This window comes from Thioclava electrotropha (assembly GCF_002085925.2).
Taxonomy (GTDB): Bacteria; Pseudomonadota; Alphaproteobacteria; order Rhodobacterales; family Rhodobacteraceae; genus Thioclava; species Thioclava electrotropha.
In genome coordinates this window covers 299,964-315,133 of record NZ_CP053562.1, presented here as the reverse complement: position 1 = coordinate 315,133, position 15,170 = coordinate 299,964, and the positions used below count along the sequence as shown (strand labels likewise).

Below are 15,170 nucleotides of genomic sequence, written 5' to 3'. Positions count from 1 at the left end.
TATGCTATCTCAAAAAAAACACGCGGGAAAACTTCTGAGGCCCCCATGAGCATTCGGATGGTCGTTGCAGACTGGATTGCAAGCGGATTGATTGAAGAACTTGAAGCAGAGGCTGACTTCGCTTGGGAAGCCCTTTCCAATGACACTATGGCGAAACAGGCAGCAGACTATCGTGTTGCACTTGAAGCGATCATCGCGGAACCTCATCGAGCGCGCGAAATCGCTGGGGAGGCTATCGGCCCCAAGTGCTCTGACTGAATAGATGTGGTGGTTGCCGTCCTCTCCGTTTCGTTGCTTACAGCAGCACGATTTTGACACATCGCGATGCTGCCTGGAGAGGACGGCAACCACCACATCTATTTCTATTCACGCGGACCTTAGCCGGGCAACTGACTCGTCGAAAATGTAGCAATTGCCCAGTAGCTCGTAGTCGGCCGCCAAAAGATCACGCAGTATCGCAACGTCTTCATCTTCAATTTTAAATTCTCGATTTAATGATGCACTTTCATTCAAACGCCTCAAATCAAAATGCTCACCGAGACGATTGGATACATATTGAGTGAAGGCGCTCAGGTCCTCCAGCTTGAACACTCGGTCATACCACTGCAAGTCATGTCCGATATGGTAGCTCAAAAGTTCTGTGTGTACTCGTGCTGGCCGAGAGCACTTTCGGTATTTGTCATAATTATGGACAAATTCGGAGAAGGTAGGATTTAGAGGCAGCAATGCATTTTGTAGCTCATGTATTTCACCATTGCGTCGCCGGAAGTTCTCTACCGTAACCTTGTCGCGCCAAGCTGAAATCAATCTTGACAACGGATCACGAACCACCACGACCTTGGAATAACCCTCTGGCGGCAGCTTCACACGTGCAAAGCTCAGAGTTTCATATCCTGAGCGTTGATGGATGCCGGGGACACGGGCCGGCTTTCTGAGACCCAGCTTAGTCAAGCTCTTACGCAAAATCGAGGGGCGCTCTTCTTCGGGATGCTCAAGCGCCCAGAACGCCGACTTAATGCTCGTACACGCAACTTTGGGCACAGAGATATAAAGCAGCCGCGCTCGATGTGAAACAATTGCCATTGGTTTACTTTTATCAAGTTGCGTCCCGTTATCAAAGTTGCCTAGCACGGTCAATGGTCTTGACCGGCTGGACCACCTTCACCAACTCTGATGATATAACTGTCCCGCGATGGCATCAATGTGCCAATCAAGGTGGGGTTGCAACGCCCTCCCAAAGGAGAGCAGCTTTGTTGCGTAGATTAGTCTTGGGGTGCATAGTGTGTATCCAGCGTGGTAGGATAGCCCCACATCGCTGGGCCATACGATGAGGAATTGGCCAGCCGACAACGAAGCGCTCATGCGCCGGGGCTCGCTGACGATCTCGTTGGACCCCCAGATTAATTGGGTTACCCTATCGACAGGCAAGCGTGGCCGTCAGTAGATCTACAGTGACGCCACCATCCAGACGTGCCTTTAAACGAAAGTCTTGTCCAGCATGGCGCTGCGGCAGACCGCCGGGTTTGTGGAGAGCTTCCTCAAATTGAACGGCGTGCACTGGGTGGCGTCAACTTCAGCACACCGTCTCGCCGGCAGGAGACCCTAGCCGTGACTATCCCGTATCGCGACCCCAAGGGGCTTTCATCCGCTGGTCGACAGCGCGGACATCAAGGTCAAGAGATAAGCCGAGCGGAATACCTGCAAGCATGTTGCCCCAAAACAGCAGGTCTGGTGCAATATCCACCTTGGCGTCGATGAGAAACCGCAGGAGATCCGAGCCGTCGAGAGCACCAGAAGTGGCATTGGCGATGCCACTATGCTGTCGGAATCGCTCGATCAGATCTCACCCTAGCAGGAGATAACTAACCTCGACGCAATATAGCCCCACCGAGTGGTGTAGGCGTGTCAACCTTCGGAAAGGTCCGGGCTTGATCAGGTAGCCACGAGGACATCCAGACGTCGGAATTGTCGGTACTGCGCGCAAGTGCTTCAAGACACACGTATCTCCGCGCGACCGTCCACTCATCGTTGATTTCGAGCATCAAGGCGCCGACGAGCCGGGTGATCGCCTCGTCATTCGGGAAAATGCAGATAAAACCTGACCTGCGCTTAAACCCCCTGTTCACCCGCTTGAGCGGGTTCATAGGTGGGATCTGGGCCCAGCGCTCGGACGGGAAGTTCATGCAGGAGAGGACATCCTCCCTATAGCTTTATATGAGCAAACCGAGCTTGGGCGACTTCTCGCCTTCTACGAGCGAGCAGGTACCCAGACGGTTGCTCTGACACAGTAGGCTGGAATGGACCTGCGGAAATCCTAAGCCCACCTCGCTCCGCGGCTTGCGCCTCAGGTAGACCGCAACACACGCGCGGAACGATCCAAGCGCATGCGCGAGGCGCCTACCAAGCGCATGCGCGAGGCGCCTAGAAAAGCCGAAGAATTACATCGGCCGGTTCCGAAGGGATCTGCGGCCCCATCCTAGGGACACCCCCAGGGGCCTTCTGTGATCAGATCACCGGCAAGCTCGCGCAGGTCTCGCGGCTACTGCAGCAGCCTTTGAAAAGCAAAGGAAAGATCACGCCCTGCATTAGCCCGAAGTGGACTACACCTCAAAGGGCAAGGGGCAGGTGCGCTACAAATTCTGCACAAAGGGCAGCATTGCCTTGACGATCGATAGGGCTTCGTGATCGAGAGGGATGCGCCCCAAGCGCCCCCTCCGATGGCCACACTCTGGCAAAGGCCTTGGATCAGGCGGAAAGCCAGACAGACCATAGCCCTCAACTGGCTGTGGCCGACTTCGGCTATCGCGACCATGACATGGTGGCGACCCGCTGACCAGCGACACTCGCCGCGGCCTGACGCCAATACCGATCTCAGTCGTTCGCCGCCGTAGCGCGATCGAAGTGGAGATCGGTCGCATGAAAACCGACGGGCACCTGTCACGCAGTCCGCTGAAGGGCTCCTTTGGCGACACTCTCTTCGCGGACCTCTGTAGCTGCGAACACATCCTCCCGACGCCCCCAACCTTCCGGCTGTGTTTGTCTTGGTTGTCGCGACGCTCCTGAAGCGGCCCCGGACGTTGGACTATGTCATCATGCCCTCAAACCAACTTGACAGTGTTGTTCAGGATGAACGCAGATCCGATGGACCCACGATCGTTCATGCACTAAATGTCAGTTCGGACTACACTGGCAGGTGAGCTAGTCAGAGCATCTCATCGAAGGTACCATCACGCACCCTGATAATGGCTAAACGAGTCGGCAAGAGGAAGCGGACATGAAACGCAAAAAAACGCGGCATAAAACCTTCAAGTTAAGTTCAGTTGGAAAATTTTAAGTTTACGCATCAATGCTGGAAGCGCGCAAGCCGCCCCCGCTCCGCGCAATAAAAACTAAATTCAAAAAATCTCTCCAATATAGTTGGACGAAGCAAAGATGCCGGAAATAAAAGAGAATAAGAAAACTATGTACTGCATGGGCTTCTGGCCAATTGAAAACAACCAAAAACGAAATTTGGAACACTATAATAAATTATTACCAGAATCCATGAGGCTTCTGCGTGGAAGGCGCTTGCATCTTTTCTACGACGGGAAAGGGATCGCCGAAAGTTTCGCAGCAGAGGCTGAAAAATATGGCATTGAAGCCTCCAAAACCAGAGTCCGCATTTCAGACCTTCCGACGTTCGACGCCGTCTTGCCGATAATTTCAACCTGTGAGCGCTTAGTATCGGAAGGCAAGCACCATGATGACACGCCCGCTCGCGAGAAAATGTCAATGCACCTGAAACGCGACTATTTACTGTCTGGCGCAGACGCGTTCCGGTCTATGGTGGCTATTTGGACGTCCAAAATCCCTCTTCTCGCCGAATTTTCCCGTTCGGCACCCGTTGGCGTAAAGAGCGTCGCTTGGGTGGATGCTTCAATTGCGAAGTTCAAAGGCAGCCGAACGAATTGGAATTTCCTGCGTCAGTCGTGGCCAAAAGACAGGGTTGCACACTATGCCAGCCCAATGTTTTTCCATGGTGCACCCTTGCCGCTGAACGCAAGCTTCCTCTCTGCATCCATTGACCTCTGGCCGAAGGTTAACGCCCTCTTTCTTGAAGAACTCGCGAAGAGAGCAGGAGACGGGTATGTTCATGATGAAGAAACGATCATGAGCGGCGTAGTGATGCAAAATCCTGAACTTTTTCATACGCTCGGGAGGCCTGTAAGGGGCATTAGGCGCCTCCCCTTGAAGTTAGCGTCTTTGGTTCAATGAGCTTGGTCGACACTATAAATCCCTCATTCGCCAAATTCTCATGAGAGTTGCGCGCGTGATGGAAGCATCATCCAACTCCTCAGTTCATGACGTGGAACATCAGTCAAAATGGTTAAGCATTCTGGTGCCTGCTCACAACGCCGAACCATACTTAGCGAAGTGTCTCGGCAGCATATTCGCCAATATCCGTGAGCTGCCCGAAAATGCGGCCGCATCGATCGAGCTTATCGTTCTCGATGATGCCTCCAAGGACGGTTCAAGAAAGATAATTGAAGACTTTCGTTCTCGCTTTTCAGAGACGGTTTCGGTCATCGAACATGATGTTTCCAGCGGTGTGAGTGCCGCCAGAAACAGTCTAATTTCGCAGGCGAAGGGCGACTATATTTGGTTTATCGATGCCGATGATTTAATAGCACCCGGCATCATGGTCGATCTTCTTGATATCGTAAGCCGTGTCAAACCTGACTATATCATGTGCGACTACGCAACTTTTTCGAATGAGCCGACCGGGCTCTCGAAAAGGGCTCACAAAGCGACGTTCACAGGGCCGTCGAATGTCCTGATTGACGATCGTTCGACGGCGCTTTCCGGTCTCTTTGAAACTGGCGCTCTTCATCCCTGGTCGAAGATACACCGGCGATCTCTATATGGGGATACTTTGACGTTTCCGATCGGCAGGATCTACGAAGATCTGCTTGTCATGCCGTTGCTTGCATCGCGCGCGGAGAGCTTCTTCCATGTGGCAGAAACTTGGATTTTGCATCGAAAGCACCGCGGAAGTTTGATCGGTTCAAAAGCCGTAAAGAACACCGAAGATAAATGCTTCGCGCTAGTTACGCTCGCTGACGAGTTCGAGAAGGAAGGTGACAGCCTGTCACGCCGGTTTCAAAGCTCGTTCTACTATTTCATGGGGCGCCATCTGCGCGTTCTCTTCAAACAGCTCGTGCGCAGCGCCGATGTCGAGACAGCAAAGCAAGCGTATCGGACATGTTCGAAGATGTTGAGCAGCACTACCATCCGCATCGATGACCGCGTGCGCAATTCACTGATCAGACGAGGCCGATTGGGGAAACTGGCTGGGCTGCTCCTCTGGAGAAGCCGGGCGCAAAAACGGTTCGAGTAGGAAGGTAGCTTCCTCGCGCCGGCCGTAACATTGACGCCCCTCACTGCCCCTGCAAGAACGTGGATAGCGTCGAGCAAATCGACATGTCTATGCTAACTTCGTAATCCAGACCTAGAAAATTTGAGCAATGTCGACAGCAAATGAACCTGATTGGCCTATCTTGGTCATCTCCCTGCAGGATGCCGCCGAGCGCCGAGCAATGGTCTCGAAGCAACTCGAAGCGCTTGGTTTGTCGTTCAAATTCTTCGACGCAATCGACGGCCGCTCCGGATTGCCAGCAGCTTACGAAAACCAGGTCGACCGCCCCGGCACCGAGCTATATTTCGGCCGCCCGATGAGCGATGGTGAATATGCCTGTGCTCTATCACATCTCGCAGTTTATCGGAAAATCATGGAAGAAAATCTTCCTGGTGCGATTATCCTTGAAGATGATGCCATTATCGGAAGCGCTTTCGCGCTATTCTTGAAGGAGAAAGGCTACGAGCACGCTCCGCTCATCCAACTCGATCATCTTAACGCACGTGTGCGGCGAGTGGGCGCAACCTCGACAAAGCTCGAAAGCTGCGAGCTTTGGCATTTATATCGAAATGCGTTCCTAACGACTGGCTATGCGATCAACCAGCAAGCAGCTTCATTCATTTTAGAGCAGGCTTTACCTTTGCGATGCCCCGCAGACTGGCCCTGTGACTTACGTCCACTCGGCCCCTATTGTACAGTGCCCCGCCTCGTCGACCACCCGACGGCAGAACAAGTCCCGTCGTCGCTTGGTGTCACGCGAAACACTTTGGCCAAGAGGCAAAAGCGAAATCTAAAATACGGATGGAAATATCTTGAGAGCAGCTATTGGAAAAAAAAATGGCTAAAGATTACCGCAAGACGTCTGTCATGATCGCAGCCCTAAAACTCGAGCTTCGAGCGGCCCGCAGTTAGCAGGCATAGGAACACCATTGGTGTCCGGTCGCGGCTGGATGAAAATTTAGTTGGAGGGTAGATCCAACGATTTTTCAAACGGATCCGCACGAAAGCAGCTGTGAAAAATTCTCAAAATCAAGTATTGCCGCCAACTCAGGCAGTTCAATCTCCGGAACAGCCGCTTCTGATTTTCGATCGTAGAGTTTTCAGCACCCGCGTCGCAAGCTGAAAATTCATCGAACATCATTCTACGATCTAGGCGCACGTTATTTGATTTAATTTCTCCGGAAACCCTACGACGTATTTTCTCACGCCACCTTTCAAAGCTAATCGCATCATAATGTAGTATTTTAACTTCAGGGGGAGGAGAGGCCAACTTATTAACAAGAATGGAAACATCTTTTCCTGCGACTTCTGCATGATGTGGGCCAATATAGTCGAATGCACCTGCGGCGCGAAAGACGTGCCTGCCCTCGCCGTGCCCTGTAACATTGTCCGTAAAAAAATATTTATCCTGGCCATAAGCGATTAGCGGGATCAACTTGCGAAGTAACTTAGGGAGCTTTCGTGGAGACCTGAAACGAAATGGAGTTCTGAAACCGGTCGAGCTCCACCTAGACCATTGGTCATCACAAGGAAGCCATACGGCCTCAGCCACAGGCAATCTGATCGAAAGGACACCTTCAGAAAGAGCGGAAAGAAATTTTGCGTCCAGCCCAGCCCCAAAAAGGAACTCGTCCGCATCCAACGTAATCAACCAAGGGTTCTTGGCCACCCGACATGCAAATTGATGCACAGAATTTTGAACGGCCTCAAATACTTTAGGTGGCCCTAAGTGAGGCCGAATCTCGGGGATTTCCTGAATAGAAAAAATAGTATAATCTCTACTGCCCACCCTTGACCTAAGGAAATCCCTAAGAGATTCTACATCAGCTCCATCATAAAATACCAACACGTCGCCAAAACCTAGGTTGAGATGATATTCTATAAAATGCGCCACGTCCTCAAAATCTTCTTTCATAAGCGAGACAATTGAAAGCATTACGAAGCCTCCTCCGATGAAATTTCAATCGTAACCGAAGGCTTCGAAGTCTTCAGCATACAATGACCTAATCGTCGAAATCTGGGATGGGGTAGCGATACGTTTAGACGTTCGAGATGAGTTCTTACGAAGCGCGCTCACACGCTCGGCGGCACCTTGGTCTACCCCCGCCATAATAAGAATAGCCTTGAGGTCCTCGGCAAGCGTTTCGACCTTGCCTATGTAGTCATATTGAAAATGTCCCCAGCCTATATTGTCGACTTGACGCCGCCAATGCCTGTCAGTCCGAAGCCTACATGTTTCATGACAGGCTTGAACGTATTCCAGAAATGCAGCAAAGTTATCGCGCTCACTTCGACCTTCAACGCATCCAAATCTCCTTAACTTTTCAATATGGTAAAAATGGGAAGGGTTACGTCGCTCGGTTACAAAATCTCGGAATGCAGACTCAATTCTGTCTACAGGGTGGCGAACGAAGGTAAAAGACTTGAAGGAGGGCGAGGCTAGTCGAGCGATGTTAGTATCCCAGTGTTCGCGCCCTTGCGTAAGAACCTCAGCCTCTTGATGGATCAATCCTTGGTATTGCAATCCCGTGGTCAGCTTAAAAATAGCATGAGAAATCGACGTGCAAGCGGCTTTCGAATTTTTTGTGAAGACAACATTCGGGCGCTCCACAGAGGCCATGTGATCAAGCACTATCATGTCCGCGAGCGGAGTTCGCGCTCGCCTTAACTTCTTGCGATACCGCGTCGACAAGGGGGCCACGAACGGATAATACCACTTTTTTCGAGGCTCTGGTTCAAGCCAGACATCATTTGAGATCGCACCGAAAAAATCCGCGGTCTCCTTACTTCTAGTAACAGTCACTTGATTCCTCCTGCATCGAGGCGCCGGCGTTACCCCATTGTGAATAGAGTTTTCAACCGATTCTTGCTCACCTCGGCATGATTAAGCTACTGCAGCAGCGCCCAATGCTCTACTGTCGAATTTTGCACTGCCCCGAACTGGCGATTTCGGCGCTTGTGCTTTGCGTACGTTTTTGGACCGCCGGACATCGGAGTTTCTGACCTCCGCTGTGTTCCCAATTAAGGTGTTCGTCTTGGTAGCAGGAAAAGCGACTGCCACTCTAACTGAACCAGCTATCTTCGCATCGGGCAATATCCGGCCCCGTTCCTTCCCCCCGACCTGCGGGGGAAGGCCCTTCGCTTCCTGATCCGTATCTGCGCGATGCCTTTTTTCGGAGGCCAGCCGCTTCCCCGCGGGCTTTTCTCCCGCCCCGCACCTTTGGTGCGGTCCCCGATCCGTCATATCGCGCCTTAGCCTCGATTTCACCGGCCGGTGGGTTTCATTATCGCGTTTCTGCGCCAGTCCAGAAGGAGCCGACTTGGCGCGGGGTGGGGTAGTCCCCGGATCATAGCCTGCGCTTTGTGGCCGGTGCGCGGACAGACCGTGGCCAACCCTCTTTGATATTCGCAGGCGCGAGGAAGAGGATCGGGTGTAAACCGGGTGCACCTGCGCCGCCTCTTACGAGGGCGCAGGCACTTGTCCCCCAAGGAGGATCGCGATGGCCAAGTGCATCGATTGCACCGTAAGATCGTCGGAAAGAGGGTTAGTGGGACGTTCGAGCGTTCGGCAGATGCCGAACACCGGCGCGGCGATCGCACTTCAGTTAATAAGCGACAGTACGGCGTCTGAGGCAGCGACCAAGGAAGGAGCGATTTTTATGGGGAAGCAAAACGAGAAAGCCCATCAGGCAGGCGCCGGGTCAATCCGCTCATCCGAAGACTATGCGATTTACCCGCACCGAGATAACGTTTCCGCAGGCGCGACTCCCTTCAAACTTGATGACTATGGGGACAAGGGCGCGCTCGATGAGGGACAGATAGTGGCTCTGTCCGATCGACACAGACTTTCCATGGAGCAGGCGCGCGAACTTTCACTACTGCTCGGGTATTCCCTTGATATCGATACGCGTCTGAGTTTTTTCACGATCAGCCGAGCGACTGTTGAACGTCGGTTGCATGATCGCAAACTCGCAAAGCGCAATCGCGATACGGAACTTAGCGCCGTCGAGGCCAATGCCTTATTCGACAGTTTCGGCTTCAGGGTCGTGGTGGTGGAAGAGGCGGATGCATCGAAGGCCGCAGTGAACCATCAGGAAGCTGCTAAGACGCGAACCGATAGCGTGACCTATGTCAGTCTGGACGAGGCACGACGCATCTTGCAGCCGGATGATCGTCGCAAGGAACAGGACAATCGAAGGCTACATGTTGTGGAATCATGCTGCTACGTGGCGCAAGATGCTGGCTGGCCGCTGACCTACACGACGGATAGCTCGTTGACGAAGAACCAACGGGGCGGTCGTTTGATAGAGCTGGTCAAGGATGTAATTGAGATGGTCTCAGAGGGCGGGAGAGTGGCGAGCGTTCACACCCTGAAGAGCGACATTGAATTGGTTAGACGCCGCTTCGAGATGCGAGGTGACCTCTCCTCGAAGTCCCATAAAAAGTAGAGATTGGTTCGTCTAGTCGTCTCGTCACTGCAATGCGATCGAACTGGAGAGCCGCGGAAGGCGTCGTCACCAATCCGCTACATTCCCCTCCAAGAACAGGACGTAAACTGCAGGCATACGGCGAGAATGCCGCCGGACATCTAGCTGAACATTCTGCGATCTGATCAGCAGAGTCAGTGCATTTGCTCTGACTCAAAGAGATCGCGCCATCAGAGCTAATCGGGTGCAATCAATGCACTTGGTTCCCCCCGTACCTGGTCATGCATGCTCATGGCATGACCCGCGTTCCCGCCCCCTCCGTTCAAGACGACGCTGCCGAGATGCAGATCGAGGCTGCCCTTGGGCAACTCGTTCGCCTGTTGGCGCAGCACGTGGCGTGTGATCTGGCGGCGAACGCTCCTGCAACGAAGGAGCAGCCCGATGCAGCAACCCACCCCGAAGAAGACTGACCGCCCCCGCGCCTTGCTGACGGTGCGCGAGGTCGCTGAGCTCGACCATTGCTCGGAGAAGACGGTGCGCCGCGCGATCGCGGCGGGCCTCTTGGAAGTGGTGCGCGTGGGCCCCGGCGGGCGTCTTTTGCGCATCGATCCTGCGGCCCACGCGGCCTACCGCGCAGTGTCGCGCTGGTAGCCACCGACGCCCACCAATGTCCATTTATGTCAACACCTTAGGGGACATTCGGGAATAGGCCCACCCCGCTAGTTGCGGACTAATCGTGTTATCCTTTTCCCGAATCGGGCGCTCTGTCCTGCCCTGTCCACCCGAGACCATAGCTGACCAGAGGAAGCGTCCCCGATGAACATGCAGAACCAAAAAAAGCTCGACCTCGCCTTCATTCCCGAAGGCACGCCGATGTTCTCCGACCTGATCACGATGTTGGAGGCTGCCGAGGACCTCTCCGGGATCCGCCGCCGCGATATGATCTCCGGCCTTAGCCGCGTCGCCAAAGCGCTTGGCCGTCTGCCTCAGGACGTCCCCTGCTTCGGACGCTGGCTGCAACCCCGGCTCGCAAAGATCACCCCGGCGTCCCTCAACCTCACCTCCAAGAGCTGGCAGAATGCCGTGAGTGACGCGCGCGCCGCGATGGCGCATGTCGGTATCTTGGAACGCCGTTCTAGCCGCATCTACGATTTGATCGGAGAATGGCAACACCTGTGGCAGATCGTGCTTGAAGCCAAGGATCCCACCCTGCCGCTGGCACTTCGCCGCTTCGTGTTTTTCCTGAGCAACCGGGGCACCCTCCCTGCGAACGTATCCGGCGAGGACGCGGACGCCTATCTTGAGGCGCTGATCCACAACGAGATCAGCAAGAACCCCGAAGTTCCTTACCGCGCGGCTGTGAACGGTTGGAACCTAGCGGTCAAACGCATCCCCGAGTGGCCCCGCATCACCTTGTCTCTCCCCTCGCGCCAGAACGTCATCAAGCTTGATGAAGCGGCCCTGCCCCAGAGTTTCATCGCGGATCTCGACGCACTTATGGCACGGCTCGCGACCCCTGACCCTCTTGCAAGTGACGGCCGCACACGGGCTCTGCGCCCGGTCACCCTCAAGCAATACCGCCGCCAACTCATCCGCTTTGCCTCCGAGCTCGTGCATTCCGGCGTTTCGCCTGAGACGCTGACCAGCCTCGACGTCCTTCTCGACCCGACGATGGCGGAACGTGGTTTGCGTCAAATGCTGTCGCGCACGGAGAACTCGACAACGAAGATGATTAGCGAAGTTGCCGCTTTGCTGCGCAACTTGGGCAAAATCACCGGCCAGTCGGAGGACGTGCAGAAGCGTCTCAAAGGGCTCGCGGGCAAGGTGGCAACCAGCCCGCAGCGGGGGATCACCCGCAAGAACCGGGACCGCCTGCGCGTACTGCAGGATGAACGCCGGGCGCAACGTCTCCTCAACCTTCCCGAACACCTATTCAACCAGTCGCCGCGCACGGGAGCGCGTTCCTATCAGCGTGCTTTGGCTCGCGAAGATGCCCTCGCGATCGCGATCCTTCTTTACTGCCCGATCCGGATCCGGAACCTGGCGGGGATCCACCTCGAGCAGCACCTGCAACGTCCCGGCGATGGCCGCGTATTTCTCGTGCTGACCGAGGACGAGGTGAAGAACGGCCAACCGCTCGAGTTCGAGCTTCCGCGCGAGGTCGTCCTCATGATCGAGAAGCATCTTGCAACCCGTGCGCCGGAGTTATGTCCCAAAGGTACGCCGTGGATTTTCCCGCGCCGCGACGGCTCCAACTCCGTCGACCCGAACCAACTTTCAGAGAGGATCAAAAAGCGGATCCGCAAGGAGACGGGCGTAGAGATGAATGCGCATCTCTTCCGCCATTTCGCGGTCATGAACTGGCTCGATGCCAGCCCCGGATCCTATGAGGCCGCCCGCCGCCTCCTTGGCCATTCCGAGGTGAGCCATACCATCAACATGTATTCCGGCCTTGAGAACAAGGCAGCGACAAAGGCCTTCGCCGAACTCGTCGGCCGCAAGAAAGGCCCTCGCAAATGAGCCTCATTCTTCCCATCGAAGACTGGCCCGAAGCAGATCGGGTCATGTGGGCCACGCTGCGCGCGCAAGGCGGGCCTCTCGACGATCATGGCGCACTCGCGCATCTGCGCGCGAGCTCCCTCGAGACACTGGGCATAAGATATGGCCGCTGGCTGGGGTGGCTCTCCCGCACAGAACGCGATGCCTTGAGGCTGCCGCCTGCAGAACGTGCCTCCCTGCCGCGCCTTCAAGCCTGGCTCGCGGATTTGGCGCATACCGCGCCAATGACCCGGTTGATGTTTGTCGACGGTGTCATTCGTGTCCTCAGCGCCGCTGCACCAGATGCGGACTGGGTCATGCATCGCCGCTTGCGCGGGGCCCTGAAGCTTGAGGCCGGTCGCGGCGAACCTACACGCAAGCGTGGCCGCATCGTCTCCACAAGAGTGCTGCTTGAGGCAGGCCTGCACCACGCGGGGCCGCTCGCCGACGCAGCGGAGACTCCGCTCGAGGCGATGAAGCGACGTCGCGATGGAACGATGATCGCGCTGCTGGCCCTGATGCCGATGCGCCGTCGGTCCTTCTGTGAGCTCACGCTCGGCCAATCGGTTCTCGTCATGAATGACGAGATCACCATTTCGCTTTCCGAGGAGATGACCAAAACGGGCGTAGCTTGGGAAGCCTCCGTCCCATGGCAGGTCGAGCCCGTCCTGCGACGCTATATCGAAGATGTCCGCCCCTACCTGATGGCGCGCGGCAATCAGGACCATGCCCGACTCTGGGTGGGCAAGAAGGGTGAGATTCCGGAGGAGAACTATCTGGGATCCCGTATCGGCGATCTCACCCTACAGCTCACCGGCAAACGGATCCCGCCGCATTTCTTCCGCGATGCCGCGGCGACGACGCTGGCGCGGCTCTCGCCCGATGCAGCGCGTCTGATCCGCCCGGTCTTGGCGCATTCAGGGTTCAAGACGGCAGAACGCCATTACATTCATGCCCAGACTATCGAGGCCGGCCGCGATTACGCTGCACTCGTCAAAAGCCTGAAGGGAGGCAAATCATGACCCGAGTTGCCATTTACGCCCGTTTCTCAACCCAGATGCAGCGCGAAGCCTCGATCGAAGACCAGGTTCGCCTGTGCCAGGAACGCGCCGCACGCGACGACTGGACGGTGAGCGAGGTATTTTCCGATATGGCGCTTTCGGGCGCGACCATTCTGCGCCCGGGGCTGCAAAGCCTCTTGGAGCAAGCGGGCCGCGGGGCCTTCGACATCGTGCTCGCCGAAGCCCTCGATCGCCTCAGCCGCGACCAGGCCGATGTCGCGACGCTCTACAAAAGGCTCACGTTTCATGGGGTGAAGATCGTGACGCTTGCGGAGGGCGAGGTCACCGAGCTGCATGTGGGCCTCAAGGGCACGATGAACCAGCTCTTCCTCAAGGATCTTGCAGCCAAAACCCGCCGCGGCCTGCGCGGCCGTGTTGAAAGCGGGCATTCCGGTGGCGGCAATAGCTATGGCTATGACGTGGTGCGCCGCCTCGGGCCAGACGGCCTGCCGGTTACGGGAGAGAGAACGATCAACCCCACTGAGGCCGAGATCATCAAGCGCATTTTCAAGGAGTTCAGCGAAGGTCATTCGCCCAAAGCCATCGCCAAGCGCCTGAACGCGGACCATGTCCCCGGCCCGCGTGGCGCGCTCTGGCGTGATACCGCCATCCGTGGCCATCGGATCCGGGGCACGGGGCTTCTCAATAACGAGCTCTATATCGGGCGCCTCGTCTGGAACAGGCTGCGCTACATGAAGGATCCCGAGACCGGTAAACGCGTCTCACGGCGCAATCCGCCGCAGGAATGGATCATCAATGAGGTCCCGGATCTGCGGATTATCGACGACAACCTCTGGGAAGCGGTGAAGCGTCGGCAGGGCGAGATCGATGCCGAGCCCCGAGTACAGGCGATCCGAGCAACAAGGTTCTGGGAGAAGAAGCGCAAGGTCCATTTGCTGACGGGTCTTCTGCGCTGCGGCTGCTGCGGAGGTGGCTTCGCGGCCGTGGGCAAGGATTACCTCGCCTGCTCGGCGGCACGCAAGCTCGGCACCTGCACGCAGCGCCGCTCGTTCAAGCGCGGAGAGCTTGAGGCCCTTGTTCTCGACCTGCTCCGCGAGCGCTTGATGCAGCCCAGAGCGGTCGCCGCCTTCATTGCTGCCTACGGAGAAGAGGTGAATGCTGGGCGCTCGGAGGAGACCGCCAAACGCGCGCGCCATGAGGCTGAACTCGCACAGCTCACTCGTCGGTTGGAAGGTCTCTACGACGCCATTGCTGACGGCCTGCGCACGGCCGGGCTCATGGCGAAGCTCGAAGACCTGGAAGCGCGCAAGATCATCGTCGAGGCAGAACTGACAGCGCCCCAACCTTCTCCGGTGCGTCTTCACCCGGGGCTGAGCGAGATTTATCGACGCAAGGTTACGGACCTCGCACAGACGCTTTCCGACCCTGCAATCCGCACGGCGGCGCTTGAGACCATCCGAGGTCTCATCAGTTCGGTGACAATACATGTCGATGGAGAGAAGGTTACAGTCGAACTCGAGGGCGCCATCACGGCGCTCATTGGACTTGCCCAGCCCGAAGCTGCGCAGCGTCTTGATCCAAGTTCGGTAGAAGTGGTTGCGGGAGTAGGATTTGAACCTACGACCTTCAGGTTATGAGTTTGTGCACGACCTTTTCGCCAGATTGCTTCGCTCGACGCCACAGCCCGCCAAGCCATTGATTCAGATATTTTATTCTGGACAACAACTACGCTCATGACTCATCACTAAGGCATCGTTTTCGCTGCCTCGTGCTTCCATAGCGCTTCCA

12 protein-coding genes and 2 pseudogenes are annotated in these 15,170 nt (G+C 55.9%); 10 read left to right on the top strand and 4 right to left on the bottom strand.

The window, feature by feature from the left end; translation table 11 throughout:
• Positions 1 to 45: 45 nt before the first annotated feature.
• On the top strand, positions 46 to 258 hold the full coding sequence (locus AKL02_RS01590; protein WP_083079101.1) for a hypothetical protein: 213 nt from the start codon (positions 46 to 48) through the stop codon (positions 256 to 258).
• 108 nt (positions 259 to 366) lie between these two features.
• Here AKL02_RS01590 and AKL02_RS01585 read toward each other — a convergent pair whose 3' ends face one another.
• Positions 367 to 1,083, bottom strand: a complete 717-nt coding sequence (locus tag AKL02_RS01585; protein WP_083079102.1) for a sulfotransferase family 2 domain-containing protein — start codon at positions 1,081 to 1,083, stop codon at positions 367 to 369.
• Between the two features lie 244 nt (positions 1,084 to 1,327).
• Here AKL02_RS01585 and AKL02_RS21260 point away from each other — a divergent pair.
• Positions 1,328 to 1,843, top strand: a pseudogene (locus AKL02_RS21260) (transposase); the annotation flags it as partial.
• A 100-nt stretch (positions 1,844 to 1,943) separates the two neighbouring features.
• On the opposite strand, the pseudogene AKL02_RS01580 reads toward AKL02_RS21260, so the two are convergent.
• Positions 1,944 to 2,243 (bottom strand): annotated as a pseudogene (locus tag AKL02_RS01580) (transposase); the annotation flags it as partial.
• A 1,189-nt stretch (positions 2,244 to 3,432) separates the two neighbouring features.
• Between AKL02_RS01580 and AKL02_RS01575 the strand changes: the two are divergent.
• From AKL02_RS01575 to AKL02_RS01565, 3 genes are all read left to right on the top strand, one after another.
• Complete coding sequence (locus AKL02_RS01575) at positions 3,433 to 4,254, top strand: hypothetical protein (protein ID WP_083079104.1); 822 nt, start codon at positions 3,433 to 3,435, stop codon at positions 4,252 to 4,254.
• Positions 4,255 to 4,312: 58 nt separating this feature from the next.
• Entirely contained in the window at positions 4,313 to 5,377 is a 1,065-nt protein-coding gene (locus AKL02_RS01570) for a glycosyltransferase family 2 protein (protein ID WP_232621769.1), read from the top strand.
• A 127-nt stretch (positions 5,378 to 5,504) separates the two neighbouring features.
• Positions 5,505 to 6,266 (top strand): glycosyltransferase family 25 protein, encoded by a 762-nt coding sequence (locus tag AKL02_RS01565; protein ID WP_083079106.1) that lies wholly within the window; start codon positions 5,505 to 5,507, stop codon positions 6,264 to 6,266.
• 87 nt (positions 6,267 to 6,353) lie between these two features.
• On the opposite strand, the gene AKL02_RS01560 is transcribed toward AKL02_RS01565, so the two are convergent.
• Both AKL02_RS01560 and AKL02_RS01555 read right to left on the bottom strand, forming a co-directional pair.
• Positions 6,354 to 7,331: a glycosyltransferase family protein gene (locus tag AKL02_RS01560; protein WP_133051989.1), complete on the bottom strand. Its 978-nt coding sequence runs from the start codon at positions 7,329 to 7,331 to the stop codon at positions 6,354 to 6,356.
• Positions 7,332 to 7,355: 24 nt separating this feature from the next.
• On the bottom strand, positions 7,356 to 8,027 hold the full coding sequence (locus tag AKL02_RS01555) for a sulfotransferase family protein (RefSeq protein ID WP_165757025.1): 672 nt from the start codon (positions 8,025 to 8,027) through the stop codon (positions 7,356 to 7,358).
• 868 nt (positions 8,028 to 8,895) lie between these two features.
• Between AKL02_RS01555 and AKL02_RS01550 the strand changes: the two genes are divergently transcribed.
• From AKL02_RS01550 to AKL02_RS01530, 5 genes are all read left to right on the top strand, one after another.
• Entirely contained in the window at positions 8,896 to 9,843 is a 948-nt protein-coding gene (locus tag AKL02_RS01550) for a hypothetical protein (RefSeq protein ID WP_083079109.1), read from the top strand.
• A gap of 420 nt (positions 9,844 to 10,263) precedes the next feature.
• Positions 10,264 to 10,473, top strand: a complete 210-nt coding sequence (locus AKL02_RS01545) for a helix-turn-helix domain-containing protein (RefSeq protein ID WP_083079110.1) — start codon at positions 10,264 to 10,266, stop codon at positions 10,471 to 10,473.
• A gap of 165 nt (positions 10,474 to 10,638) precedes the next feature.
• Entirely contained in the window at positions 10,639 to 12,342 is a 1,704-nt protein-coding gene (locus AKL02_RS01540) for a tyrosine-type recombinase/integrase (RefSeq protein WP_083079111.1), read from the top strand.
• Positions 12,339 to 13,382 carry a tyrosine-type recombinase/integrase gene (locus AKL02_RS01535; protein WP_083079112.1) on the top strand — a complete coding sequence of 348 codons (1,044 nt, stop codon included), beginning with the start codon at positions 12,339 to 12,341 and terminating at the stop codon, positions 13,380 to 13,382. The genes AKL02_RS01540 and AKL02_RS01535 overlap by 4 nt, the downstream gene beginning before the upstream one ends.
• Positions 13,379 to 15,019 carry a recombinase family protein gene (locus AKL02_RS01530; RefSeq protein ID WP_083079113.1) on the top strand — a complete coding sequence of 547 codons (1,641 nt, stop codon included), beginning with the start codon at positions 13,379 to 13,381 and terminating at the stop codon, positions 15,017 to 15,019. Before AKL02_RS01535 ends, AKL02_RS01530 begins: the two co-directional genes overlap by 4 nt.
• Positions 15,020 to 15,170: the final 151 nt, after the last annotated feature.